Source organism: Luteimonas dalianensis, from assembly GCF_049339425.1.
In the GTDB taxonomy this organism is placed as follows: Bacteria; Pseudomonadota; Gammaproteobacteria; order Xanthomonadales; family Xanthomonadaceae; genus Luteimonas; species Luteimonas dalianensis.
Map to the genome: position 1 here is coordinate 283,915 of NZ_JBMPPO010000002.1, position 25,323 is coordinate 309,237.

The following is a 25,323-nucleotide window of genomic DNA, read 5'->3' on the forward strand; positions in this document are numbered from 1 at the left end:
TATTGCGGTGCAACATAAGTCTCAACGGCGCAGGCGCGCGAAAAAAAACGGGGCGGGAGCACCGGCTCCCGCCCCGTCCACTTCTCCCCGCCGGTGATCAGTAGATGTCGTTCATGGTGTTGTACACGTTGAACTTGCCGGTCGGCGTGATCAGGCGCGGGTCGTCAAGCACCGCCTTGAGCTCGCGGGTCTTGTCGTCCACCACCACGATCGCCGAGCGCTGATCCTGGCCGTTCCAGACCGAGAACCACACCTCGTTGCCGGCCTTGTTGTACTCCGGCTGCACGACGCGCTTGGGGCCTTCGCCCAGGTTGGCCCATTCGGCGATCGGCAGCACTTCGTAGCCGGCGTCCAGGTTGTTGATGTCGAACACCGCGATCGACTGGCTCGGGCCGGCCTCGGGGTTGAGGGTGGTGTCGACCCACAGGTTGGTCGACTCCGGGTGGGTCTTGACGAACAGCGAGCCGCCGCCCTGGCCCTTGAGCACCTCCACCGCCTTCCACGCGTATTGCGGATGGTTGACCGGGTCGGTGGCGATCAGGGTGATGTCCTCGTTGCCCAGCGCCGAGGTCGCCCACACCGGCCCGAAGGTCGGGTGCACGAAGTTGGCGCCGCGGCCCGGGTGCGGGATCTTCTCCACGTCGATCAGCGCGGTGAGCTCCTGGTCGCGTGAATCGACCACCGCGATCTTGTCGCTGTTGTTGGCCGCGGTCAGGAAGTAGCGCTTGGTCGAGTCCCAGCCGCCGTCGTGCAGGTAGCGGGCGGCGTCCAGGGTGATGGTCTTGAGCGAGTCCAGGTTGGAGTAGTCGACCAGCAGGATGCGGCCGGTCTCCTTGACGTTGATGATGAACTCCGGGTGCTCGTGGCTGGCCACGATCGCGGCCACGCGCGGCTCGGGGTGGTACTCCTGCGTGTCCACGGTCATGCCGCGGGTGGAGACGATCTTCCGCGGCTCCAGCGTCGGCCCGTCCATGATCACGTACTGCGGCGGCCAGTAGGCGCCGGCCACGGCGAGCTGGTCTTCGTAGCCCTTGAACTTGGAGGTTTCCACCGAGCGCGCCTCCAGGCCGATCTTGATCTCGGCCACGCGGTCGGGCACCGGCAGCCACAGGTCGATCAGGTCGATCTTGCCGTCGCGGCCGATGGTGTAGACGTAGCGGCCCGAGTGCGAGGCGCGCGAGATGTGCACCGCGTAGCCGGTGGTGATGATGTTGATGATCTGCTTGCTGTCGCCGTCGATCAGGGCGATCTCGCCGGAGTCGCGCAGGGTGACCGAGAAGATGTTGTCCAGATCCCAGTCGTTCATCTGCCGGGTGGGACGATCCTCGACCGGGACGATCACCTCCCAGCTGGCGATCATCTCCTCCATGCCCCACTCGGGCGGATTGGGCGGGGTGTGCTGCAGGAACCGCGCCATCAGGTCGATCTGGTCGGCGCTCAGCTCGCCGCCGGTGCCGAAGTTGGGCATGCCGCCGGGGGAGCCGAAGTTGATCAGCGCCTTCAGGTATTCGGTGCCGCGCGGCTGGGTCACATCCGGCGTGAGCGGCTTGCCGGTGGCGCCCTTGCGCAGCACGCCGTGGCAGCCGGCGCAGCGCTGGAAGAAGATCTCGCTGGCCTGGGTGAACTCGGCCTCGGTCATGTCCGGCGCGCCGGCGGTGCGGATCTGGGTGACGTCGGCGCCGCTCATGCTGGTGGGCGCGCCCTCGTAGGCGGCCTGGGCCTGGCTGGTGCCCGGGTGCGTCTCGCCCTGGGCGGGGTCGGTGGAAACCTGCGCCGCGGCGCGCTGGGCAGCGACCTCCGCCTCGCTGATGCTGCCGCCCGGGTTGCCCCACGAGTTCATGACGTAGGTGGCGATGGCGGCGATGTCGGCGTCGCCGATGTGGCTCTGCGCCGGCATCAGGCTGTTGTAGGTGACGCCGTTGACCACGATCTCGCCTTCCAGCCCCTCCAGCACCGTGGCCACCACGTCGGCGGGGGTCTTGCCGTGCAGCCAGTCGGATCCGGCCAGCGGCGGGAACGCGCCGGTCAGGCCGCGGCCGTCGGGCTGGTGGCAGGCGGCGCAGTTGGCCTCGTAGGCGGCCTTGCCGTCGGTGCCGGCATCCTGGGCGGCGGCCGGTGAGAGCGAGTACCAGGCCCCGCCGGCGGCAAGCAGTGGGATCGCAAGGGCAAGCAATGGTCTTTTCATGGACGGCTACCTGTCGTGGTTACGAGGTTCAGGAATGGAATGCACACCATGCTGTGTCGGAGATTGCGCCTTTGCGCGCGGCCCCACGTTGATTCAGATCAATTCAGGGCAGTTGATCCTGCAGGCATCATGGCGATCCGGTGCCCGGGGCGCGGCCAATGACGCGCAGGCCCGCTCGCCCCTGTAGTTCCATCCGCCTTCCCCTCCCCCTTGCGGAAAGTCCATGTCGAACCAGACCCCGGGACGTTTGCGCCTGTTGCTGCTGACTGCGGCCGTCGCGGCAGCCCCCGCCCTTGCCACCGACCAGGAAGGGGCGGACGAGCCGCACATCCGGACGCTGGACAGCGTGGTGGTGGTGGCCAGCCGCGCCGCCGAGCCGCTGAGCCAGGTGGTGGCCAGCGTGGCCCAGGTGGAGCGGGCCGAGCTGGATCGCTACCTGGTGCGCGACCCGGACAGCCTGGTGCGCTACGTGCCGGGGGTCTCGGTCACCAGCGACCGCAACCGCTTCGGCACCGGCGGCTTCTCGATCCGTGGCCTGGAAGGCAACCGGGTGCGGATCCTGGTGGACGGGATCCCGCTGGCCGACGACTACGCCATCGGCCAGTTCGCCTCGGCCGGGCGCGACCTGGTGGACCTGGAGGCGATCGAGCGGGTCGAGATCCAGCGCGGGCCGGCCTCGACCCTGTACGGTTCGGACGCGCTGGCGGGCGTGGTGGCCTTCCGCACCTTCGACCCGGAGGATCTGCTGGCCCGCACCGGCGGCGACCATCACTTCAACCTGCGCGCCGGATTCGACGGCCTGGACGACAGCCACCTGCTGGGCGCCGGCTGGGCCGGCGAGCTGGCGCCGGGCTGGCAGGCGATGGCGACCGCGGCGCGGCGCAGCGGCCACGAGGCCGGCAACCGCGCCTGGCGCGCGGAGGACGGGCCGAACCCGGTCGACTTCGCGCGCGAGAGCGTGCTGGCCAAGGTGGTTCACGACGCCGGCGCCGACGGGCGCTACACGCTGGCCTTGGATGCCGCCAACGAGTCGCGGCAGACCGAGGTCAATTCGATGCGCTTCGGCGACAGCGAGCGCTATGCCACCACCTACCGGCTCGACGGCGACGACCGGCAGCGGCGGCTGCGCGCCAGCCTGTCGGGCGAGTGGGCGCCGGCGGCCGGCTGGCTGGACGCGCTGGAGGCGCAGCTGTACTTCCAGCAGACCGACGTGCGCCAGGACACCGACCAGTACCGGCTGCCGGATGCGGCGACGCCGTTCGAGTCGCTGCGCTGGCGCCGCTTCGAGTACGACGCGCGCGCGCTCGGGCTGGGCGTGGTCGGGCAGTCGCGCCACGAGGGCCGCTGGGGGCAGCACTGGCACGTGTTCGGCCTGGACCTGGCGCTGCAGCGCTACGAGGGCCTGCGCGACGGCATCGAGACCAACCTGGACACCGGCGCGACCAACACCCTGATCCTGGGCGAGGACATGCCGGTGCGCGACTTCCCGAGCTCGGACGCCGACAGCCTGGCGCTGTTCTGGCAGGACGAGATCACCTTCGGCGAGCGCTTTGCGGTGATTCCCGGGGTGCGCGCGGAGTGGTACCGGCTGCGCCCGGATCCGGATGCGATCTATATCGAAGACTTCCCGGACAGCGACCCGGTGGACGTGGACGAGCGCCAGATCACCCCGCGGCTGTCGCTGCGCTGGTCGCTGGGCGGTGGCCACAGCCTGTTCGCCCAGTACGCCCGCGGCTTCCGCGCGCCGCCGTTCGGCGACGTCAACATCGGCCTGGCGCTGCCGTTCTACGGCTACGAGGTGCGGGCCAATCCGGATCTCCGCCCCGAGCGCAGCGAGGGCCTGGAGATCGGCTGGCGCCACGTGGGCGAGCACCTGCGCGCCAGCGTGTCGGCCTATGAAAACCGCTACACCGACCTGATCGAGTCGCGCGCCAACCTGGGCATCGACCCGGCCACCCGGTGGCTGGTGTTCCAGTCGGTGAACCGCGACCGGGCCCGGATCCGCGGCGTCGAGGGCGACCTGCTGTGGCGGGTGGCGGACGACTGGTCGCTGCGCGGCGCGTTCGCCTGGTCGCGCGGCGACGACACCCGCCGCGACCAGCCGCTCAACACCATCGACCCGCCGCGCGCCACCGCCGGCCTGCGCTGGGAGCCGGTGGGCGCGAACTGGGGCGTGGAGGGCGCGGCGGTGGCGGTCCAGGGCAAGGATCACGACCGCATCGACCATGAAAGCGGCGAGCTGTTCGCGCCGCCCGGCTACGTGCGCTTCGACCTGTACGCCTGGTTCGAGCCGTGGCAGGGCGTGCGGATCAACGCCGGCCTGCTGAACCTGGCCGACCGGCGCTACTGGGACTGGGCCGGGGTGCGCGGCGTGGGCGTGGACGACGACAGCGTCGGCTTCTACACCCGCTCGGGCCGCAGCGCGGCGGTCAACGTGGTGCTGGAATGGTGAGCGGCGCGAGATCCGGATAACGCCGCGGTCGCCGCCTGCCGGCTACAGGGCGATGTCCTCGTAGCTGCGGGGGTCGGCGATCGGCTCCAGGTGCCCGGTGACGCTCATCGCCGGGAACTGGGCCACGATCTTCTCGACCAGGTCTTCCATGGCGTCATGGCCGCGCTGCACCGTCCAGTCGCCGGGCACCAGCATGTGCATCTCCATGAACTGGCGCGACCCGGACTCGCGGGTGCGCACGGCGTGGAACTCGATCCGGCCGGTCTCGGTGTGGGCATCGAGGATGGCCTGGATCCTGGCGTTGTCCTCCGGGGACAGGGACGCGTCCATCAGCCCCGCGGTCGATTCGGACATGAGCCGGTAGCCGGTGACCAGGATGTTCACCCCGACCAGGATCGCGATCACCGGATCCATCCAGTTCCAGCCGGTGAGCCAGACCAGCGCCAGGCCCACCACCACGCCGACCGAGGTGTAGAGGTCGGTCATCAGGTGCTGGCCGTCGGCGCGCAGGGTGATGGAGCGGTGCCGCTTGCCGACGCCGATCAGGATCCGCCCGACGACGCCGTTGAGCACCGCGGCCACCATCGAAACGGCCAGGCCGATGCCCAGCGACTCCAGCGGCCGCGGGTTGAGCAGGCGCTCGACGCCCAGGTAGATGATCGAGGCTGCCGCGACGAAGACCAGGATCCCTTCCAGCGCCGCGGAGAAGTATTCCGCCTTGCTGTGCCCGAAGTGGTGGTTGTCGTCGGCGGGCTTGGCGGCGATGGTCAGCGAGACCAGGGCGACGATCGCCGCTACCAGGTTGACGATCGACTCCGCGGCGTCCGAGAGCAGGCCCACCGATCCGGTGATGGCCCACGCGGCACCCTTGAGCAGCACCGTCACCACCGCGGTGGCGATCGCCAGCCAGGCGTACTTCCTCAGATCCGGCCGGATCGCGGCGGGTGGGGCGGTCGCGCTCATGCGCCTGATTGTCCCCTGCATACACCGGTTCAGCCAGACGCGTCCGGTGGGGCGGGTGCGTGCTCAGCCCGGGTGCGCGTACTTCGCCTGCGGCTCGTGCACGTCGGCGCCCGGTTCGCGCCGGATGCGTTCGCGCAGCCAGGCGGCGAAATCGGCTTCGGGCAGGCTGCCGTCGGCCAGGGCGACCATAGTCGCGTACTTGTCTTCATCGCTCGCGGCCACGGTCAGGCCGTTGAGCGCAAGGAAGGCGCGATAGCAGACATGGGCAGTGCGGTTGTTGCCGTCCACGAACGGGTGGTTGCGTGCGAGGCCGTAGGCAAGGCTTGCGGTCAGGTCGGCCACGTCGGGTGGCGGTTCGCCGTAGGCATGCAGCTGTTGCGGCCGGGCGAGGGCGGAGTCGGGCAGGCTCTCGTCGCGCACGCCGGCGCTGCCGCCATGCTCGGCAAGCTGGCGATCGTGGATGGCCAGGGCGAACGGCTTTTCAATCCACCTGATCATGGCGGTGGCCTATTGCGCGAGCTTGCGCAACACGGCGCGATCTTCGCGCATGATCTTCTCGGCGACTTCCATCTGTTCGGCCAGCGCCGGGTCGTACGCGGTCAGCCGGATGCCGTCGGGCGTCTCCAGCGCGTACAGCTCGTCGCCCTTCTGCAGGCGCAGGCGGGCGAGCAGTTCCTTGGGCAGGATGATGCCGGCGGAGTTGCCGACGGTGGTGATCCTGAGCTTCATGGCCGGGTTCCGGCTGCGAATGTTCTAACGGACGTTATATTATTCGCCGCCCTGCCGCAACCGGCAGCAGTCCGGGCGATTCATCCGTTCAGCGGTACGCCTTCAGGTAGCGCGCCTCGAAGCGCCGCTTGAGCCAGTGGAAGGCGCGGGTGCGCGGCAGGGCCAGGTTCCGCTTTTCGCTGCGGTAGACCAGCATGCCGGCGTCGAGGGTGTCGACGATGCAGGCCAGCTCGGCCTTGAAGCCGTGGCTGGCGGGCGCGCCGCGCAGTTCGGCGGCGATGTTCTTCGCCACCGCGCCGGCCTGCAGGTCGGCCTGGTGGGCCTGCTTGGCCATCCAGTCCGGGCCGGGGTAGCTGCCGGCGTCGCCGGCCACGTAGACCCGCTCCATGCCCCGCACCCGGCAGGTCGCTTCGGCGGCGATGAAGCCGCCTTCCGACAGCGGCAGGTCGCTGCCCTCCAGCCACGCCGGGCCGGTGAGGCCGGGCATGAACAGGATCAGGTCGGCGTCGAAGCCGCCGCCTTCGGTTTCCACCCGGCCGGGCTCGAATCGCAGCGGTTTGTGGCCCAGGTGCGTTTCGATGCCGAGCGCGCGCATGCGCGCCAGCATCTTGGCCACCGCGTCGGGGCCGAGGCGCTGGCCGGGCTGTTCGGAGGGATTGAAGAACACCAGTTGGAAACGCTCGCGCCGCCGCTGCCGGCGCAGCAGGGTGTCGATGCCGAACAGGAACTCGAACATCGGCCCGCCGCGCACCGCGCCCGGCTCCTTGGGGTTGGTGGCGAAGCCGACCGCGATCGTGCCGCCGTCCATCGCCGCCAGCCGGTCGCGGATCGACTCGGCCGCGGCGATCCCTTCGCAGGGGATGATCGCGTGCTCGATGCCGGGCAGCCGGCGCAGGTAGCGCCCGCCGGTGGCGATCACCAGGACGTCGTTCCCCAGCTCGCCGGTATCGGTGACCACGCGCCGGCCGCCGTCCAGCACCTGCTGCACGCTGCCCTGGTGCCAGTGCACGTCGTGGCGGGCGAAGAAGCCGGCCAGCGGCATCCGCAGGTCGTCGCCGCTGCGCTGGCCCGACGGCAGCCAGATCAGGCTCGGCAGGTACACCAGCTCCCGGCGCGGCGAGACCACCGTGACCGGGTTGGGCACGCCGGCTGCGCGCAGCCCGCGCACGGTTGAAAGCGCGGCGAAGCCGCTGCCGAGGATGACGATCCGCTTCATGCCCGCCTCACTCCAGCCCCGCCGGCACTTCGACCCACAGCGCGCCGCGCAGGTCGCCGACCGCAAAGCCGGTGGCGCCGTCGTCAGGGTAGCGGGCGGCGATCGCCGCGCGCACGTCGGGCTCCACCGCGCCGCCGTGGCAGGCCAGGCAGCCTTCCTGGGTGGCGATGCCGCGCATCATCCGCAGGGCCACGTCGTCGGGCAATTCGTCGCGAAATACCACAACCTGGTCGCCGGCGTCGGCGCCGCCATCAACCGCGCCCTGGAACGCCTGCAGCGTTTCCAGCTGCCAGCCACCGGCGGCGTGCGCGCTGTTGCGGTTGCGGCCGGGGACGGCGACGCGGCCCAGCCGGACGCCGTGTTCGGCCATCACCGCTTCGGCAATCACCGGCGCGTCGGTGTAGCAGACGTCAATCGCGGCCACCGGGCCGTTCTCCTTCATGGCGCCCTGCAGGCGCTGCTGGAGCTGGCCGCTGAAGGACTTTGCGGCGGCCTGCGCGCGCGCCAGGTCGGTGTCATCGGCGGGCGCCGCCGGCGGGGCGGCGGTTTCCACGGGCGGGTCGGCGGGTGCGGCCACCTGTGCGGACTCCTGCCCGCAGGCGGTGAGCAGCGACAACGCGAGCGCGCACGAAGCGGCCAGGATGATGGGGCGTGTGTTCATGGCGTGGTGACCTCCGGTTGCGGCGGGTTGCGCCGGATCAGCGTGTAGTAGAGCAGCGGGATGACGACCAGGGTCAGCACGGTGGAGACCAGGATGCCGAAGATCAGCGAGATCGCCAGGCCGTTGAAGATCGGGTCGTCGAGGATGAAGAAGGCGCCGGCCATGGCCGCCAGCGCGGTCAGCGCGATCGGCTGGGCGCGCACCGCGCAGGCGTCGATGACCGCCTGGGCCGGGGTGCGCCCGCGCGCCATTTCATGGTTGATGAAGTCCACCAGCAGGATCGAGTTGCGCACGATGATCCCGGCCAGCGCGATCATGCCGATCATGCTGGTGGCGGTGAACTGCATGCCCAGCAGCGCGTGGCCCGGCATCACCCCGATCACGGTCAGCGGGATCGGCGCCATGATCACCAGCGGCAGCGCGTAGCTGCGGAAGTAGGCCACCACCAGCAGGTAGATCAGCACCAGGCCGGCGGCGTAGGCGATGCCCATGTCGCGGAAGGTCTCGTAGGTGATCTGCCACTCGCCGTCCCACTTGATCGCGAACCCGGCGGTGTCGGCCGGCTGGGCGATGTAGTGCTGCGAGAGCCGCTGGCCGGCCACGTCGTTGCCGGCCACCTGCCCGACCAGGTCGAACATGCCGTACAGCGGGCTGTCGATGTCGCTGCTCTCGTCCCCCATCACGTACACCACCGGCAGCAGGTCCTTGTGGTGGATGGCGCCGTCCCAGCGCGCGGGCTCCATCCGCACCAGTTCCGACAGCGGCACCAGCTGGCCCTCGCCGCCGCGCACGCGCAGCGACAGCACCCCGTCGAGCGAAGCCTGGTCGGCCACCGGCAGGCGCAGGCGCACCGGGCGCGGGTACTTCGAGCCGTCGTCGATCAGATGGGTGGCGTCGTGGCCGGACAGCCCGGCGGCGATGGTGTCGGCAATGTCGGCCTGCGATACGCCCAGGCGCGCGGCGCGCTCGCGGTCGATGGCCAGCACCTCGCGCGCGGCATCAGCCTCCACGCTGGTGTCGACGTCGACGATGCCGCCGGTGGCCAGGAAGCGCTGCTCCAGCGCCAGGCCGACCTCGCGCTGGCGCGCGTAGTCGGGGCCGTAGACCTCGGCCACGATCGGCGAGAGCACCGGCGGGCCGGGCGGCACCTCCACCACCTTGACCGACGCGCCGTGGCGCGCGCCGACTTCGGCCAGGTCCGGGCGCAGGGCGACCGCGATGTCGTGGCTCTTGCGGTCGCGCTCGCGGCGGTCGACCAGGTTCACCTGCAGGTCGCCCACGTTGGCGCCGGCGCGCAGGTCGTACTGGCGCACCAGGCCGTTGAAGTTGATCGGCGCGGCGGTGCCGGCATAGGCCTGCCAGTCGCGCACCTCGGGCACGCGCGCGAGCACGGTCGACAGCTCGGTCAGCAGGGCCGCGGTGTCCTCCAGCGTGCGGCCCTCGGGCAGGTCCACCACCACCTCCAGCTCGGACTTGTTGTCGAACGGCAGCATCTTCAGCACCACCAGCTGGAACACCGCCAGGCTCGCGGCCAGCACCACCAGCCCGCCCATCGATGCGAACAGCAGGCCGCGCCTGCGCCCGCCGCGTTCGGGATCCAGGAACGGCGTCATCAGCCGTTCGAACAGCCGGTGCAGGCGCGCGGCCATGCTGCCGGCGGCGTGGCCGTGGGCCGCATCCGCGTCGTTGGCATCATGCGCGGCATCACCGCCGTGCCGCCTGAGCAGCTTCAGCGACAGCCACGGCGTGACCACCAGCGCGATGATCAGCGAGAGCAGCATGCCGACCGAGGCGTTGACCGGGATCGGGCGCATGTACGGGCCCATCAGCCCGCTGACGAAGGCCATCGGCATCAGCGCCGCGATCACGGTGAAGGTGGCCAGGATGGTCGGGCCGCCGACCTCGTCGACCGCCGGCGGGATCGCCTCGCGCAGGGACTTCGCGCCCAGGCTCATGTGGCGGTGGATGTTCTCCACCACCACGATGGCGTCGTCGACCAGGATGCCGATGGCGAAGATCAGCGCGAACAGCGACACCCGGTTGAGGGTGAAGCCCATCGCCCAGGAGGCGAACAGGGTCGTGGCCAGGGTCAGCACCACGGCGCTGCCGATCACCACCGCCTCGCGCCGGCCGAGCGCGAACAGCACCAGCAGCACCACCGAGCCGGTGGCGAAGAACAGCTTGCTGATCAGGGTGTTCGCCTTGTCGCTGGCGGTCAGGCCGTAGTCGCGGGTGACGGTGACCTGCACGCCTTCGGGAATGACCTGTCCGCGCAGCGATTCCACGCGCTCCAGCACGCCGCGGGTGATGTCCGACGCGTTGCTGCCCGGCTTCTTGGCGATGGCCAGGGTCACCGCGGGGGCCACGCCGTCGGCCGGGCCCGCGCGCCCGGCCGGCGCGCCGTGCCAGACGTAGCTGGACGGCGTATCGGCGGCGTCGCGCACGCTGGCAACGTCTTCCAGCCGCACCGGCTGGCCGCCGGCCACGCCGAGCACCAGCCCGGCCACGTCCTCGCGGCTGGCCAGGAAACTGCCCGAGGTCACCTGCACCACGCCGTCCATGCCGACCCGTTCGCCGGCCTGGCGGGCGAGGTTGGCGGCCTGCAGCGCCCCGGCCAGGTCGTTCACGGTCAGGCCGTGGCTGGCCAGCCGCGCCGGATCCAGGGTCACCATCACCGCGCGTTCGGGCGCGCCGATGGTGAACACGTCGCGGGTGCCGGGAATGCGCTTGAGCTCGGTTTCCAGCGTATGCGCGACTTCGGCCAGCTCGCGCCCGCCGCGCCCGGGGTCGTCCGTCCACAGGGTCAGCGCCATCACCGGCACGTCGTCGATGCCCTTGGGCTTGATGATCGGTTGGCCCACGCCCAGGCCCTGCGGCATCCAGTCCTGGTGCGAGAACACCTTGTCGTACAGCCGTACCAGCGCCGGCTGGCGCGGCACGCCGACCTCGAATTCGACCGTGGCCACCACCATGCCCGGGCGGCTGATCGAGTACGTGTGCCTGACGTCCTCGATCTCCGAGAGCACCTGCTCCAGCGGATACGCGACCATCTGCTCCACCTGGCGCGCGTCCGCGCCCGGGAAGGGCACGATCACGTTGGCCATGGTCACGTCGATCTGCGGCTCTTCCTCCTGCGGCGTGATCATCACCGCGACCACGCCCAGCAGCAGGCCGAGCAGGGCCAGGATCGGGGTCAGCGGGTTGGCCTGGAAGGTCGCGGCCAGGCGCCCGGAAATGCCCCTGCGGGAGCTGCCGGAGCCGGTCACGTCAGTCGCCCCCGCGCGCGGCGACCAGGGCCTGGCGCGCCGCCACCGGGTCGGCGGCGATGGTCTCGCCCGGCTGCAGGCCGGCGATCACGTCGATCCCGTCGCCCGAGCGCCCGCCCAGGCGCAGCTGGCGCAGCGACAGGCGGCCGTCGGCAAGCACGTAGGCGGCGCTGACCTCGCCGCGCACGGCCACGGCCGAGGCCGGGATGCGGGCGAAGGCGCTGCCCGGAACCGCCGGGAACGCGACCTTGGCGGTGCTGCCCGGCGCCGGCGCCTCATCCAGCGCCGGCAAATCCACGCGCACGCGCACCGCGTGGCTGGCGGCGTCGGCGGCGGGGAAGACCGTCACCCGCGCCGCTTCGACGCTGCGGCCTTCGCCGAAGTGCACCGTCGCCGCCGGGGCGGCGCGGATGGCGTCCGCGTCCGACTGCGGAAGGCTGACCTCCACCCGCAGCGCGCCGGGCGCGAACACCGTCATCAGCGGCTGGCCCACGCCCACGCTCTCGCCCGGCTCCACCGCGCGCGCGGACACGATGCCGGCGTAGGGCGCGCGCACCGCGGTATAGGCCGCCTGCTGGCCGACGTTGGCCAGCTGGGCGCGGGCGGCGTCGCGCGCGGCCACGGCCGAATCGCGCATCGCCCGCATCTGCTCGAGCTGGGACTTCGATACGTACTGCGCCTGCGACAGCTCAAGGTAGCGGCGATGGTTGCCTTCCGCCTCGCTGGCCGCGGCCTCCGCCGCGCGCAGGCCCGCGCGCGCCGCGTCCACGCCGGCCTGCTGCTCCACCGCGCTCAGGCGCACCAGCAGCTCGCCCTCGTCCACGCGGTCGCCCACGTCGCGTCGCACCTCGGCCACGCGGCCGCTGGTCTGCGCGGTCAGCGTGGCCTGGCGCACCGCCTCGACCACGCCGTCCCAGGCGCGGCCGCCGGCGGCGTCGGCGGCGGGCACCACCAGGGTGTCCAGGCCGTCGATCGCGGCCGGTTCGCGGACCTCATCGCCGCCGGAGCAGGCGGCCAGCGCCGCGGCCAGCAGCAGCGGCGCGAGCAGGCGAACGGGGCGGGCGGAGCCGAGGGTCATCGCCGGCCCCTTACTTGAACGCGCAGCCGCTGGGCACGCCCAGCCTGGCGAAGACCTTCGCCGCCGGGCAGAAGCCGGTGAATGCCGACTGCAGCAGGTTCAGGCCGACGAAGGCGGTCAGCAGCAGCCACCAGGGCGAAACGAAGTGGCCCAGCGCAAGGCTGGCCAGGATCATCACGCCGGCAAAGGCGAAGATGGCGCGGTCGAGGTTCATGTCCGGTCTCCAGTGGATGGGTTTGCCGGTTGTTCCGGCAGAGCTAAATTAGCACTAGCTTATATTAGAGTCAACTGATATTGTTGCAGGCGTCGCTGCCCCCGGCGGCGGTGAAGTCCCGGGCAATACAGGTGGAATGAACATGCGCAAGGCGCCGAAAACGGCCGATTTCGATCTGGAGCAGATGCAGGAGCACGCCGGCGAGGCCGCCAGCCTGCTCAAGGCGCTGGCCAACGAGCGCCGGCTGCAGGTGCTGTGCCTGCTGGCCGGCGGCGAGCGCTCGGTGGGCGAGCTCAACGAGATGCTGGACCTGAGCCAGTCGGCGCTGTCGCAGCACCTGGCGGTGCTGCGCGAGGAGGGCCTGGTGGACACGCGCCGCGAGGCGCAGACGATCCACTACTCGCTGGCCCCGGGCCCCGCCGGGGCGGTGATGGAAACGCTCTACGGCATCTTCTGCGGCGCCCCGAAGCCGGGCGGCGGCCGGAAGGCCGCATGAGCACATCCTGAAGCCCGGTGACTTGCTGCTGCAGGGCTACCGGCCCGAACAGATTGGCTGCGCGGGGCCTTCGCCGGGATGCGGATCCTGCGCCTGGCCGGACACGACAGCGTGATCGAGGACGCTTGAAGCGCCCGCGGCAGCGGCCTTATTCCTTCGCCTCGGGGTGCCGCTCCAGCCACGCCGCCAGCTGCTGGCGGTAGTACTGCAGCTCTTCGCTGTAGCTGTCGTGCACGCAGGGGTCGCAGCCGCTGTCGCAGCAGTCGCTGGGCAGCGGCGCCTCCGGCGGCTGCGGCCGCGGGTCGTCGGCCAGCGGCAGGTTCAGGGCGGATGGGGAGTTCTGCATGTCCCCGAGGATGGGGCCGCGGGGCGGCGGTTTAAAGCCGGCCGTTCAGCCAGCGCCGTCGCGTGCGCCGCGCGGGCGCCACGACCACAGGAGCAGCAGCAGGCCGGTGATGATGAAGATCGCCGCGCCCGAGAGCAGGAACGGATCCACCCACCAGGCTTCGGCGAGGCGGAACTCGCCGGCGTTGATGCGCCGCCAGTGGGAGAAGTTCTGGGTGATGCCCACCACCAGGCCGAATGCCGCGAAGGTGGCCGCCAGCCAGCGCACCAGCCAGTGGCGTGGGTCGGGCACCAGCATCAGCAGCCCCAGCAGGCCGATCACCGTGCGCTGGGCGCGGCAGAACGGGCAGTTGTAGACCAGACCGGCCAGGTCCACCGCCCAGGTGAACACGCTCAGGACGATGGCGAGGGCGGCGATCAGCCGGAAGTGGCGGTGCAGGGTTTCTGGCGGGGGCATGGCGGGATCCGGAGGCCTTTCGTTCCCGGCGATGCGACCGGGGGCGGCCATGGTAGCCGCGGCCCACCCGTCCTGCCTGCAAATCTCTGGTTGATGTCCGTCGTTGTTACACTGCGCCGCGGGCAAGGGGGGCGTATTGGCGCAAATGCCAGGCATGGAGCGACTGTCAGCGGCGGGCCGGCGCGTGCGCATGCTGGCGGCGGTGCTGCTCGTGGCGGCGCTGCCTGCCACCGGACCGGCGTGGGCGCTTGACCCGGGGCTGCCGCCCGAACGCCACACCATCAGCCGCTGGAGCGCGGACGATGGCCTGCCGCACAGCCAGGTCCACGCCATCAGCCAGGATCGCGACGGTTTCATCTGGGTGGCCAGCTGGGAAGGCACCGCGCGCTTCGACGGCCGCCGCTTCCGCCAGATCGAGCGCCTCGACCACCCCGACGGCCGCCGGCTCGCGTCCCGGCTGTTCTGGCGGGCGGAAGACGGCAGCATGCTGGTCGCGGTCGATCACCTGGGGCTGATGCGGATTCCGGATCGGGGCGATCCGGAGCCGGCATGCCCGGAGTTTCCAGAGATGGATGCCATGCGTATCACGCGTGGCGTGGATGGCCAGCCCTGGGTCGCCGCACGCGACGGCCTGTACCGGCGCCAGGCCGACGGCGCCTGCGTGCGGTTCCCGCAGGGCGACAGCCTGATCCGGGATGAGGTGCTCGCCCTGCTGGCGCAGCCGGATGGCAGCCTCTGGGCGGGCAACCGCCGCGGCCTGTACCGCTGGCACGAGGGGCGGACCGAGCCGCTGGGCGCGCGCATCGGCCTGCCGCCCGGCGAGGTGCGCGGCCTGGTGCGCACGGATGAGGGCGACGTCTGGATCGTCGGCGACCTGGGCGTCTGGCGCCTGCGCGATGGCCGCCTGGAAAGGCTGCACGACGACCGCGCGGAAGGCATCCTCCAGGACTCGCGCGGCACCATCTGGGTGGCCGCCACCGAGGCCCGCCTGCTGCGTTACCGGCAGGGCGGGTGGCAGCAGTTCGACCAGCGCCACGGCATTGCCGGCTACGCCACCGGCGCGCTGTTCGAAGGGCGCGAGGGCCTGGTCTGGTTCGGAACCACCCACGGCCTGTTCCGGGTGGCCGACGGGCCCGTGTGGGGATTCGGCAGGGAGCAGGGCCTGCCCAACGACTATGTCCGCAGCGTGCTGCAGACCGGCGACGGCCAGGTCTGGGTCGGCTACTCCGGGGGCATGAGCCGGATCGTCGGGCAGGCCGTCGAGCCGATCTTCCCCGGCCCGACCTGGCCCGCCGCCTCGTCCGTGCTCGCGCTGGCGCCCGCGTCGGACGGCGGCGTCTGGGCGGGAACCTACAACCGTGGCGTCCTCCACGTGGCCCCCGGCCCGCGGCCATCGGTGCGGGCGCTGGGTGATCGCGATGATGGCAGCCCGCTGGCCGCCGAACAGGTGCGGGCCGTGCTTGAAGCTCCGGACGGCACCCTGTGGATCGGTGCCGAGCGCGCGCTGATGGCGTGGCGCGAAGGGCGGCTGGATCCGGAGCCGCTGCCCGGCCTGCCGCGCGTGCCGGTGCGCGCGCTGCTGCACGACGACGAGGGCCGGCTGTGGATCGGGCTGCTGGGCGGCCTGGCGCGGCGGGAAGCCGATGGCCGGCTGGTGGTGCTGGAGCCGGAGGTGGACTTCCCGGCCCGTTCGGTGCTGGATTTCCACGCCGATGCGGACGGAAGCCTGTGGATGGCCAGCGACCGCGGCCTGCTGCGCTATCGCGATGGCGCCTTCCGCCTGTACGGCCGCGAGCAGGGGCTCAGTGGCAGCGCCGTGTTCCGGATCCTCGCCGATGCCCATGACAACCTGTGGATCAGCGGCAACGAGGGCGTGATCCGGATCCCGCGTGCGTCCTTCCACGCCATCGACCAGGGGCGGACGACCCGCCTGGACATGCAGGCGTTTGCGCGCGACGACGGCATGCCCAGCCGCCAGGCCAACGGCGGCAGCATGTCCGCCGGCTGGCGCATGGACAACGGCGAGCTGTGGGTGCCCACCGCCGCGGGGCTGGCGGTGTTCGACCCGGACCGGGTGATGGAGGCCCACAGGGCGGGGGTGGCGCTGCTGATCGACGAGGTGCTGGTGGACGGCGCCGGCAGCGTGGCCGAGGCGGGCGCGCATACCGTGCCCGCCGGGGCCCGCGTGGTGATCCGCTTCACCGGCATCAGCATGCGCAACCCGAACGGCCTGCGCTACCGCTACCGGATGCACGGCTTCGACGCGGACTGGATCGAGGCGGACGACGCCGGGGAGGTGACCTATACCAACCTTCCGGCTGGACGGCTGCGCTTCGAGCTCCAGGTGGTGCGCGCGCCGGGGGACTGGTCGCGGCCCGCGGACAGCGCCGAAACCGGATTCAAGGTCGCCTCGCACTGGTGGTCGGGCCGGTGGGTGGTGATGCTGGCCGCCCTGGGGCTGCTGGCACTGTTCCTGATGCTGCACCAGTGGCTCGGGCGCCACCAGCGGCGTCGCCAGCGGCAGCTGGAGACGCAGGTGGCGCTGCGCACGGCCGAGCTGCGCGAGAAGAACAGCGAGCTCGAGGCCGCCTCGCACGAGCGCGAGCTGCTGATGAAGCAACTGGCCCACCAGGCCAGCCACGATCCGCTGACCGGCCTGCCCAACCGGCGGGCCTGCGACGAGGCGCTGGCGGAGGCGGTCGCCTCGTCGCGGGCCGGGCAAGCTCCGCTGGCGGTGGCGGTCATCGACGTGGATCGTTTCAAGGCCATCAACGACCGCCATGGGCACCAGGCCGGCGACCGCGTGCTGGCCCGCATCGCGGAGCGGCTGCGGCTTTCGCTCAGGGATCCCGGGACGTTCGTGGGCAGGTCCGGCGGGGAGGAGTTCATGGCCCTGCTGCCGGGCATGGCGCTGGAGCAGGCCGTCGCGCGCCTGGGCCAGGTCCGCGCCGAGGCCACGCAGCTGCAGCTGGAAGTGGAAGGCGAACCGCTCACCTGCACCGTCAGCATCGGCGTGGCGGCCCTTGCCGGGGACGAGGGGCCGGATGCCGTGCTGCGGCGGGCCGATGCCGCGCTGTATGAAGCCAAGCGCCAGGGGCGGAACCGGGTGGTCGCCGCCGCCTGAGCCTGCTCAGCCGCGCTTTGCGCGCGCGAAGGCCTCGGCCAGCGCGTTGTTGGCCGGCGCCGCCGAGGGCCTGGGCGCGTTGCCTGCGGGGCGGCCGCCGCGGGATCCGCCGCCGCGATTGCGCCCGTCGCGTCCAGCGCCGCCGCCGTCGCGGCGCGCCTCCTGCCTCGCCTCGCGCGGCGCGGGCGTGTCCTCCAGGCGCCGGGTGAGGGCGATGCGCTTGCGGGCCACGTCCACCTCCAGCACCTTCACCTTCACGATGTCGCCGGCCTTCACCACCTCGCGCGGATCCTTCACGTAGCGGTCGGCCAGGGCGGAGATGTGCACCAGGCCGTCCTGGTGCACGCCGATGTCGACGAAGGCGCCGAAGGCGGCCACGTTGCTGACCACGCCCTCCAGCACCATGCCCTCGCGCAGATCCCGGATGTCCTCCACCCCGTCGGCGAACTTCGCCGCCTTGAACTCGGGACGCGGGTCGCGGCCGGGCTTTTCCAGCTCGGCGAGGATGTCGCGCACGGTCGGCTCGCCGAAGCGCTCGTCGGTGAATTCGCGGGCCTTGAGCGTGCGCACGAACGGGGCGTCGCCGACCAGGGCGCGGATCGGCTTGCCGGTCGCGGCGACGATGCGCTCCACCACCGGATACGCCTCCGGGTGCACGGCCGAGGCGTCCAGCGGCTGGTCGCCGTCGGCAATGCGCAAAAAGCCCGCGCACTGCTCGAACGTCTTTTCGCCCAGGCGCGGCACCTTGAGCAGATCCCTGCGCCGCCGGAACGGCCCGTTGGCATCGCGATGGGCCACGATGTTGCCCGCCACCGTCGACGACAGCCCGGATACCCGTGCCAGCAGCGGCGCCGAGGCGGTGTTGACGTACACGCCGACCGCGTTCACGCAGTCCTCCACCCGGGCATCCAGCGCCCGCGCCAGCTTGTACTGGTCGACGTCGTGCTGGTACTGGCCCACGCCGATCGCCTTGGGCTCGATCTTCACCAGTTCGGCCAGCGGATCCTGCAGGCGCCGCGCGATCGAGACCGCCCCGCGCAGCGACACGTCCAGATCCGGGAACTCCTTGGCCGCCAGCTCGGAGGCCGAGTACACCGACGCGCCGGCCTCGCTGACCACGATCTTCTGCATCGCAAGCTCCGGCGCGAGCTTGAGCAGGTCGCCGGCCAGCTTGTCGGTCTCGCGGCTGGCGGTGCCGTTGCCGATGGCGATCAGGTTCACGCCGTGCGCGGTGCACAGCTTCTTCAGCGCCGCCAGCGACTGGTCCCACTGCCGCCGCGGCTCGTGCGGGTAGATGGTGTCGGTGGCCACCAGCTTGCCGGTCGCATCCACCACCGCCACCTTCACCCCGGTGCGCAGGCCCGGATCCAGGCCGAGCACGGCCTTCGGGCCGGCCGGCGCGGCCAGCAGCAGATCCTGGAGGTTGTCACCGAACACCGCGATCGCCTCGGCCTCGGCCTGCTCGCGGGCCCCGGTGAACAGATCCAGCATCAGGTGCAGGTGCAGCCTGGCCTTCCACGCCAGCCGGCAGGCGGTGCGCAGCCAGGCGTCGGCGGGGCGGCCGCGGTCCTGGATGCCGGCGTGCAGCGCGATCCGGCCCTCGGCGTACAGGTGCCCGGCCTCCGCGTCACCACCCGGCTCCAGCTCCAGGTTGAGGAACTCCTCGCGGCGGCCGCGGAACAGCGCCAGCAGCCGGTGCGAGGGAATCTTCGCCAGCGGCTCGGCGTGGTCGAAGTAGTCGCGGAACTTCTCGCCGGCGGCTTCCTTGCCCTCGATCACCTTCGAACGGATCACGCCCTCGCGGGACAGCCACTCGCGCAGCTCGCCCACCAGGGCGGCGTCCTCGCTCCAGCGTTCGAGCAGGATCGCGCGCGCGCCCTCCAGCGCCGCCCTGGCATCGGTCACGCCCTTGTCCGCATCCACGAAGCCGGCCGCGAAGTCCTCCGGCACGCGCGCGGGATCGCCCAGCAGCCCCTCGGCCAGCGGCTCCAGCCCGGCCTCGCGCGCGATCTGGGCGCGGGTGCGGCGCTTGGGCTTGTAGGGCAGGTACAGGTCTTCCAGCCGGGACTTGCTGTCCGCCGCCTCGATGTCGGCGCGCAGCGCGTCGCCCAGCTTGCCCTGCTCCTCGATGCTGGCCAGGATCGCCGCGCGCCGGTCTTCCAGCTCGCGCAGGTAGCCCAGGCGGGTTTCCAGATCGCGCAGCTGGGTGTCGTCCAGGCCGCCGGTGACCTCCTTGCGGTAGCGGGCGATGAAGGGCACCGTCGCGCCCTCGTCGAGCAGGCCGACGGCGGCCTCCACCTGGCTGCGCCGGGCGCCGATCTCCTCGGCAATGGTCTGGGCGATGCGGGCCGCGAGGGCGGGGGAAATCTCGGACATTGCGGGTCTTGCAGGCGCGGCCACCGCCGCAGGGCCGCCGATTGTCGCCGCCACGGCCGTGTCACGTAACCCGTTGACAAACCACCTGCCCTTTCCCGCAAAGCCGAGCCCCCGCGTTGGCCGCCCGCAGAACCCGAGCCAACGCGGTAGGCTTGGGACATGATGAGGATGATGCTCGCGGGTGTGCTTGCCGCCGGACTGCTCGCCGGCTGCGGCGGATCCGACGAATCCCGCGCCGCAGCCCCGGGCGAACTGCAGGTACTCGACTGGCCGCTGCCCGGCGCGGTGCCCGGCACCAGCGTGCCGGATCTTTCGGTCTCGCACGACGGCCGGGTGCTGCTGTCGTGGATCGACTCCCAGCCCGGGCGCCGCCACGCGTTCCGCTACAGCAGCTGGGACACCGGCCAGCAGCGCTGGACGCGCGCGCCGACCACCATCGCCGTCGGCAACCGCATGTTCGTCAACTGGGCCGACACCCCGCACATCGCGACCTCCCTGGATGGCGCGACCTGGGCCCACTGGCTGCAAAAGAGCGGCGATGCCCCCTACGCCTACGACATCGCCCTGGCGCGCTCGCGCGACGGCGCCAACTGGTCGCCACCGCTGGTGCCGCACGACGACCGCACCCAGACCGAACACGGCTTCGTCTCGATGTGGCCGCACGGCACCGACCTTCTCGGCATCGCCTGGCTCGACGGCCGCGGCACCGCCGGTGACGGACATGCCGGGCATGACACCCACGACGACGGCCACGCCGCCCACGGCGCCATGGCACTGCGCGCCGCACTGGTGGATCCGGCCCAGCGGCTGGTGCTCGAATCGGTCATCGATACCCGCGTATGCGACTGCTGCCAGACCAGCGTGGCGCTGACCTCGCGCGGCCCGCTGCTGTTCTACCGCGGCCGCAGCCCCGACGAAGTGCGCGACATCCTGGTGTCGCGCCTGGAAGGCAACGTGTGGACTGCGCCCAGGCGTGTCCATGCAGACGACTGGGTGGTCGAAGGCTGCCCCGTGAACGGCCCCTCCGCGGCCGGCCACGGCCACGACACGGTCGTGGCCTGGTATACGCAGGGCGGCGGTGATCCCCAGGTGCGCCTGGCGCACAGCGCCGATGCTGGCGACGCGTTCGGCGCCCCGCTGGTGCTCGACTCGGGGGAACAGGTGCTCGGGCGCGTGGCGGTGGCCCTGGACGGGGAGCAGGCCGGCGTGCTCTGGCTGCGCGAGGAGGCCGACGGCCAGTCGCTGTGGTACGCGCGCTTCACCCCGGATCTGTCGCGTGAGCTGGGGCGGATGCAGCTGGCCGCGCTACCCGGCCGCGGCCGCGGCACCGGGTTCCCGAAGCTGGTGTTCCACCAGGGCATCGCCCACGTGGTCTGGACAGAGGTGTCCGATGGCCGCCCGCGGCTGCGCGGCGCGCGGCTGCTGCCGCCAGCCTCCGGCTGACAGGCCCGCTACGGCACATCAACCCGCCGGATGCGAGCATTGCAGGCCAATGCGTTCGGGAGTACGACATGGAACTTGGCATGGTGGGGCTGGGACGGATGGGCGCGAACATGGCCGCGCGCCTGCTGCAGGCCGGGCACGCGGTCACCGGCTTCGACGCCCAGGCGGATGCGCGCGAAGCCGCCTCAGCGCGCGGGATCGGTACGGCCGGCTCCCTGGCCGCGCTGGTGGAATCAATCCCCGCGCCGCGCGCGATCTGGCTGATGGTGCCGGCCGGCGCCGCCGTCGACGGCGTACTGGAGGAACTGCTGCCGCTGCTGGAGCCCGGCGACGTGGTGGTCGACGGCGGCAACAGCCGCTACCGCGACAGCCAGCGCCGCGCCGGCCAGGTCACCGCGGCCGGCTGCCAGTGGCTGGACGTGGGCACCAGCGGCGGCGTGCACGGGCTGGAACACGGCTACTGCATGACGATTGGCGGTGATACGGGCGTGGTCGAAAGGCTGCGGCCGGTGTTCCAGGCGCTTGCGCCATCGCCCGACAGCGGCTGGGGCCACGTCGGCCCGGCCGGCGCCGGGCACTACGCCAAGATGATCCACAACGGCATCGAGTACGGGCTGATGCAGGCCTACGCCGAAGGCATGGCGCTGCTGCACCGGCGGGAAGACCTGGCGCCCGATCCCGCGCAGATCGCGCGGATCTGGAGCGACGGCAGCGTGATCCGCTCGTGGCTGCTGGAGCTGACGGCCGGCGCGCTGGAGGCCGACCCCAAGCTGTCCGCGATCGCACCCTACGTCGCCGACTCCGGCGAGGGCCGCTGGACGGTGGCCGAAGCGCTGGAGCTCGACGTGCCCGCCCCGGTGATCACCCAGGCGATGATCGCCCGGCTGCGCTCGCGTGACGGGGAAGGCTTCGGCGACCGCGTGGTGGCCGCGCTGCGCGACGCCTTCGGCGGCCACGGGACGAAGTCCGGCTGAGCGGCCGGGCCGTGGCCCGGCCGCTGCGGATCACCAGTCGAACAGCTTGAAGTACGTCTGCGGCGGGTTGTCGCCCTCGCGGGTGGACACGATCCGGCCGTCCTGGCTGTACAGGTAGTAGGCCGGCCCGCGCGACGGCTGCACCTTCACCACCCGCACCTGGTCGCCCACGCGGTATTCGGTGATCACGTCGCCGTTGGCCTCGGTGCGCACAGCCTCGGTGGCATCGGCCGGGATCTCGGGCATGCCGGCGGCGGTGCCGCCCATCTGGGTGGCGCAGGCGCCGAGCAGCAGCAGGGGAACGAGAAGCAGGGCCTTCATGGCGGACTCCGGGAGCGTGGATGCCACCGATTATGCGTGCTGGTGCCGGCGCGTGCCGTGACCGGGGTTGCGCCGTGCCCGGCCGCGCCACGGCCGCGGCGTAGAATCAGGCGCATGAAAAGACTCGTGCTGATCGACGGCTCCAGCTACCTCTACCGCGCCTTCCACGCCCTGCCGCCGCTGACCAACGCCCAGGGCGAGCCCACCGGCGCGCTGTTCGGCGTGGTCAACATGCTGCGCGCCACGCTCAAGGAGAAGCCCGACTACGTCGCCTTCGTGGTCGACGCCCCCGGCAAGACCTTCCGCGACGAGATGTATCCCGAATACAAGGCCAACCGCCCGCCGATGCCGGACGAGCTGCGCGCCCAGGTGCAGCCGATGTGCGACGTGGTCCAGGCGCTGGGCATCGACATCCTGCGCGTGGACGGGGTGGAGGCCGACGACGTGATCGGCACCCTGGCGGTGGCCGGCGCGGCCCAAGGCCTGGACGTGACCGTATCCACCAGCGACAAGGACTTCGTGCAGCTGGTGCGCCCGGGCATCTCGCTGGTCAACACCATGAGCGGCAGCCGCATGGACAGCGACGAGGCGGTGATGGAGAAGTACGGCGTGCCGCCCGATCGCATCATTGACCTGCTGGCGCTGATGGGCGACACCGTGGACAACGTGCCCGGCGTGGAGAAGTGCGGGCCCAAGACCGCGGCCAAGTGGCTGAACCAGTACGGCTCGCTGGACGGGGTGATCGAGAACGCCGACGGCATCAAGGGCAAGGTCGGCGACAACCTGCGCGCGGCGTTGGATCGGCTGCCGCTCAACCGCGAGCTGGTGACCATCAAGACCGACGTGGCGCTGGATCGCGGCCCGGACGGGCTGCCGCTGCGCGAGGGCGACGTGGACACCCTGCGCGCGCTGTATACCCGCTACGGCTTCACCCAGGCCCTGCGCGACCTGGGCCCTGGCGACGGCGATGCCGCCGAAGTGGCGGCCCCGGTCGCGGACACCCCCGGCAGCGTGCGCGGAACCGAGGCCGGGTACGCGCGGCCGGCGGCCAAACCCGCCGCGGACGGACTGGATCCCGCGCTGGCCGCGCCGGGCGAGTACGAGGCCGTCATGGATCGCGCCCGGCTGGAGGAATGGATCGCGATCCTCGGCAAGGCCGACGAATTCGCCTTCGACACCGAAACCGACTCCCTGGACGCGCTGCGCGCCAACCTGGTCGGCATGAGCTTCGCCGCCGAACCCGGCAGGGCGGCCTACCTGCCGCTGGGTCACGACTACGGCGGCGCGCCCGCGCAGCTGGACATGGCCCAGGCGCTGGATCTGCTGCGCCCGCTGCTGGAGGACCCGCAGCGGCGCAAGGTCGGCCACCACGGCAAGTACGACATCCACGTGCTGCGCCGCCACGGCGTCGACGTGCAGGGCTACGCCGACGACACCATGCTCGAGAGTTTCGTCCACAACGCCACCGCCACCCGCCACGACATGGACTCGCTGGCCCTGCGCTACCTGGGCTACACCTGCACCAGCTTCGCCGAGGTGGCCGGCAAGGGCGCCAAGGCGATCCCGTTCTCGCAGGTGTCGATCGACGATGCCACCGGCTACGCGGCCGAGGACGCCGACGTGACCCTGCGCCTGCACCGGCTGCTCGCGCCGAAGCTGGCCGAAGTGCCGGCGCTGGAACAGGTCTACCGGGACATCGAGATGCCGCTGGTGCCGGTGCTGGCGCGGATCGAGGCCCACGGCGTGCGCATCGACGGCGACGAGCTGCGCCGGCAGAGCGCCGACCTGTCGCGGCGCATGCTGGCCGCCCAGCAGAAGGCCACCGAACTGGCCGGGCGCAGCTTCAACCTGGACTCGCCCAAGCAGCTGCAGGCGCTGCTGTTCGACGAACTCGGCCTGCCGGCGCTGGTGAAGACCCCCAAGGGCCAGCCCAGCACCAATGAAGAGGCGCTGGAGGCGATCGCCGACCAGCACGAGCTGCCGCGGGTGATCCTGGAGTACCGCGGCCTGGCCAAGCTGCGCAGCACCTACACCGACAAGCTGCCGGAGATGATCAACCCGGAGACCGGCCGCCTGCACACCAGCTTCCACCAGGCCGGCGCCGCCACCGGCCGGCTGGCCTCCTCCGATCCCAACCTGCAGAACATCCCGATCCGCACCGAAGACGGCCGCCGCATCCGCCGCGCCTTCATCGCCGACGCGGGCAACAAGCTGGTCGCCTGCGATTACTCGCAGATCGAGCTGCGGATCATGGCCCACCTGTCGGGCGACGAGGGCCTGCTCGCCGCGTTCGCCGCCGGCGCCGACATCCACGCCGCCACCGCGGCCGAGGTGTTCGGCCGCAAGCTGGAAGAGGTCACTTCGAACGAGCGCCGGGCCGCCAAGGCGATCAACTTCGGCCTGATGTACGGCATGGGCGCCTGGGGCCTGGCCCGCAACCTGGGCATCGACCGCGGCGAGGCCCAGGACTACATCGGCCTGTACTTCTCCCGCTACCCGGGCGTGCGCGAGTACATGGATCGCACCCGCGAGCAGGCGCGCGAGCAGGGCTTTGTCGAAACCGTGTTCGGCCGGCGCCTGTACCTGGACAACATCAGCGCCCGCAACCAGGGCCTGCGCGCCGGCGCCGAGCGCGCCGCGATCAACGCGCCGATGCAGGGCACCGCCGCCGACATCATCAAGCGGGCGATGATCGACATCGACGCCTGGCTGGCCGGGCAGGAGGGCCGGGCGCGGATGATCCTGCAGGTGCACGACGAGCTGGTGTTCGAGGCCGAGGCGGGGTTCGTGGACGAACTGCTGGCCGAGGTGGTTCCGCGCATGACCGGCGCCGCCGCGCTCAAGGTGCCGCTGATGGTGGAAAGCGGGGTCGGCGACAACTGGGACGAGGCCCATTGAGGCGGTCAATCAGGCCGATAGAGGGCTGTCATGCCGTTGATTGCGAAGGGGTTTTCCGGGCGTTCCCATTCAGGTTCCCGGGCTCGGTAAACGGAGGCTGAACCGTCACGGTTCGCGGGTCGCAT

Annotated in this window: 19 protein-coding genes; 6 read left to right on the plus strand and 13 right to left on the minus strand. The window is 71.5% G+C overall.

From position 1 onward, the window contains the following. Positions 1-97: 97 nt before the first annotated feature. Complete coding sequence (locus tag ACOZ90_RS03535) at positions 98-2,185, minus strand: cytochrome D1 domain-containing protein (protein WP_422892249.1); 2,088 nt, start codon at positions 2,183-2,185, stop codon at positions 98-100. A gap of 223 nt (positions 2,186-2,408) precedes the next feature. On the opposite strand from ACOZ90_RS03535, the gene ACOZ90_RS03540 reads away from it, so the two are divergent. Beyond that, a complete protein-coding gene (locus tag ACOZ90_RS03540) occupies positions 2,409-4,637 on the plus strand; it encodes a TonB-dependent hemoglobin/transferrin/lactoferrin family receptor (RefSeq protein WP_422892250.1) in 2,229 nt (742 codons plus the stop codon). Positions 4,638-4,679: 42 nt separating this feature from the next. Here ACOZ90_RS03540 and ACOZ90_RS03545 read toward each other — a convergent pair whose 3' ends face one another. From ACOZ90_RS03545 to ACOZ90_RS03580, 8 genes are all read right to left on the minus strand, one after another. After that, positions 4,680-5,600, minus strand: coding sequence for a cation diffusion facilitator family transporter (locus tag ACOZ90_RS03545; protein WP_422892251.1), 921 nt, complete (start codon positions 5,598-5,600; stop codon positions 4,680-4,682). Positions 5,601-5,663: 63 nt separating this feature from the next. After that, complete coding sequence (locus ACOZ90_RS03550) at positions 5,664-6,098, minus strand: type II toxin-antitoxin system death-on-curing family toxin (RefSeq protein WP_422892252.1); 435 nt, start codon at positions 6,096-6,098, stop codon at positions 5,664-5,666. Between the two features lie 9 nt (positions 6,099-6,107). Beyond that, on the minus strand, positions 6,108-6,329 hold the full coding sequence (locus ACOZ90_RS03555) for an AbrB/MazE/SpoVT family DNA-binding domain-containing protein (RefSeq protein WP_422892253.1): 222 nt from the start codon (positions 6,327-6,329) through the stop codon (positions 6,108-6,110). 88 nt (positions 6,330-6,417) lie between these two features. Continuing rightward, positions 6,418-7,545 carry an NAD(P)/FAD-dependent oxidoreductase gene (locus ACOZ90_RS03560; protein ID WP_422892254.1) on the minus strand — a complete coding sequence of 376 codons (1,128 nt, stop codon included), beginning with the start codon at positions 7,543-7,545 and terminating at the stop codon, positions 6,418-6,420. 7 nt (positions 7,546-7,552) lie between these two features. Beyond that, complete coding sequence (locus ACOZ90_RS03565; RefSeq protein ID WP_422892255.1) at positions 7,553-8,206, minus strand: c-type heme family protein; 654 nt, start codon at positions 8,204-8,206, stop codon at positions 7,553-7,555. Further along, positions 8,203-11,472: an efflux RND transporter permease subunit gene (locus tag ACOZ90_RS03570; RefSeq protein WP_422892256.1), complete on the minus strand. Its 3,270-nt coding sequence runs from the start codon at positions 11,470-11,472 to the stop codon at positions 8,203-8,205. Before ACOZ90_RS03570 ends, ACOZ90_RS03565 begins: the two co-directional genes overlap by 4 nt. Position 11,473: 1 nt before the next feature. Then, positions 11,474-12,550 (minus strand): efflux RND transporter periplasmic adaptor subunit, encoded by a 1,077-nt coding sequence (locus ACOZ90_RS03575; RefSeq protein WP_422892257.1) that lies wholly within the window; start codon positions 12,548-12,550, stop codon positions 11,474-11,476. A 10-nt stretch (positions 12,551-12,560) separates the two neighbouring features. After that, on the minus strand, positions 12,561-12,764 hold the full coding sequence (locus ACOZ90_RS03580; RefSeq protein WP_422892258.1) for a YgaP family membrane protein: 204 nt from the start codon (positions 12,762-12,764) through the stop codon (positions 12,561-12,563). A gap of 142 nt (positions 12,765-12,906) precedes the next feature. On the opposite strand from ACOZ90_RS03580, the gene ACOZ90_RS03585 reads away from it, so the two are divergent. After that, positions 12,907-13,260: an ArsR/SmtB family transcription factor gene (locus tag ACOZ90_RS03585; protein WP_422892259.1), complete on the plus strand. Its 354-nt coding sequence runs from the start codon at positions 12,907-12,909 to the stop codon at positions 13,258-13,260. A 148-nt stretch (positions 13,261-13,408) separates the two neighbouring features. On the opposite strand, the gene ACOZ90_RS03590 is transcribed toward ACOZ90_RS03585, so the two are convergent. Both ACOZ90_RS03590 and ACOZ90_RS03595 read right to left on the minus strand, forming a co-directional pair. Beyond that, positions 13,409-13,606 (minus strand): oxidoreductase-like domain-containing protein, encoded by a 198-nt coding sequence (locus ACOZ90_RS03590; protein WP_422892260.1) that lies wholly within the window; start codon positions 13,604-13,606, stop codon positions 13,409-13,411. 45 nt (positions 13,607-13,651) lie between these two features. Beyond that, positions 13,652-14,062: a disulfide bond formation protein B gene (locus ACOZ90_RS03595; RefSeq protein ID WP_422892261.1), complete on the minus strand. Its 411-nt coding sequence runs from the start codon at positions 14,060-14,062 to the stop codon at positions 13,652-13,654. Between the two features lie 154 nt (positions 14,063-14,216). Between ACOZ90_RS03595 and ACOZ90_RS03600 the strand changes: the two genes are divergently transcribed. After that, positions 14,217-17,186 (plus strand): ligand-binding sensor domain-containing diguanylate cyclase, encoded by a 2,970-nt coding sequence (locus tag ACOZ90_RS03600; protein ID WP_422892262.1) that lies wholly within the window; start codon positions 14,217-14,219, stop codon positions 17,184-17,186. 6 nt (positions 17,187-17,192) lie between these two features. Here ACOZ90_RS03600 and ACOZ90_RS03605 read toward each other — a convergent pair whose 3' ends face one another. Beyond that, on the minus strand, positions 17,193-19,562 hold the full coding sequence (locus tag ACOZ90_RS03605; RefSeq protein ID WP_422892263.1) for a Tex family protein: 2,370 nt from the start codon (positions 19,560-19,562) through the stop codon (positions 17,193-17,195). A gap of 162 nt (positions 19,563-19,724) precedes the next feature. Here ACOZ90_RS03605 and ACOZ90_RS03610 point away from each other — a divergent pair, with 162 nt between their 5' ends. Beyond that, positions 19,725-21,005: a hypothetical protein gene (locus ACOZ90_RS03610; protein ID WP_422892264.1), complete on the plus strand. Its 1,281-nt coding sequence runs from the start codon at positions 19,725-19,727 to the stop codon at positions 21,003-21,005. Between the two features lie 68 nt (positions 21,006-21,073). Next, positions 21,074-21,979, plus strand: a complete 906-nt coding sequence (gnd, locus tag ACOZ90_RS03615; protein WP_422892265.1) for a phosphogluconate dehydrogenase (NAD(+)-dependent, decarboxylating) — start codon at positions 21,074-21,076, stop codon at positions 21,977-21,979. A 30-nt stretch (positions 21,980-22,009) separates the two neighbouring features. Here gnd and ACOZ90_RS03620 read toward each other — a convergent pair whose 3' ends face one another. Then, complete coding sequence (locus ACOZ90_RS03620) at positions 22,010-22,300, minus strand: DUF2782 domain-containing protein (RefSeq protein WP_422892266.1); 291 nt, start codon at positions 22,298-22,300, stop codon at positions 22,010-22,012. Between the two features lie 114 nt (positions 22,301-22,414). On the opposite strand from ACOZ90_RS03620, the gene polA reads away from it, so the two are divergent. Next, entirely contained in the window at positions 22,415-25,198 is a 2,784-nt protein-coding gene (polA, locus tag ACOZ90_RS03625) for a DNA polymerase I (RefSeq protein WP_422892267.1), read from the plus strand. The last annotated feature ends 125 nt before the right edge of the window (positions 25,199-25,323 follow it).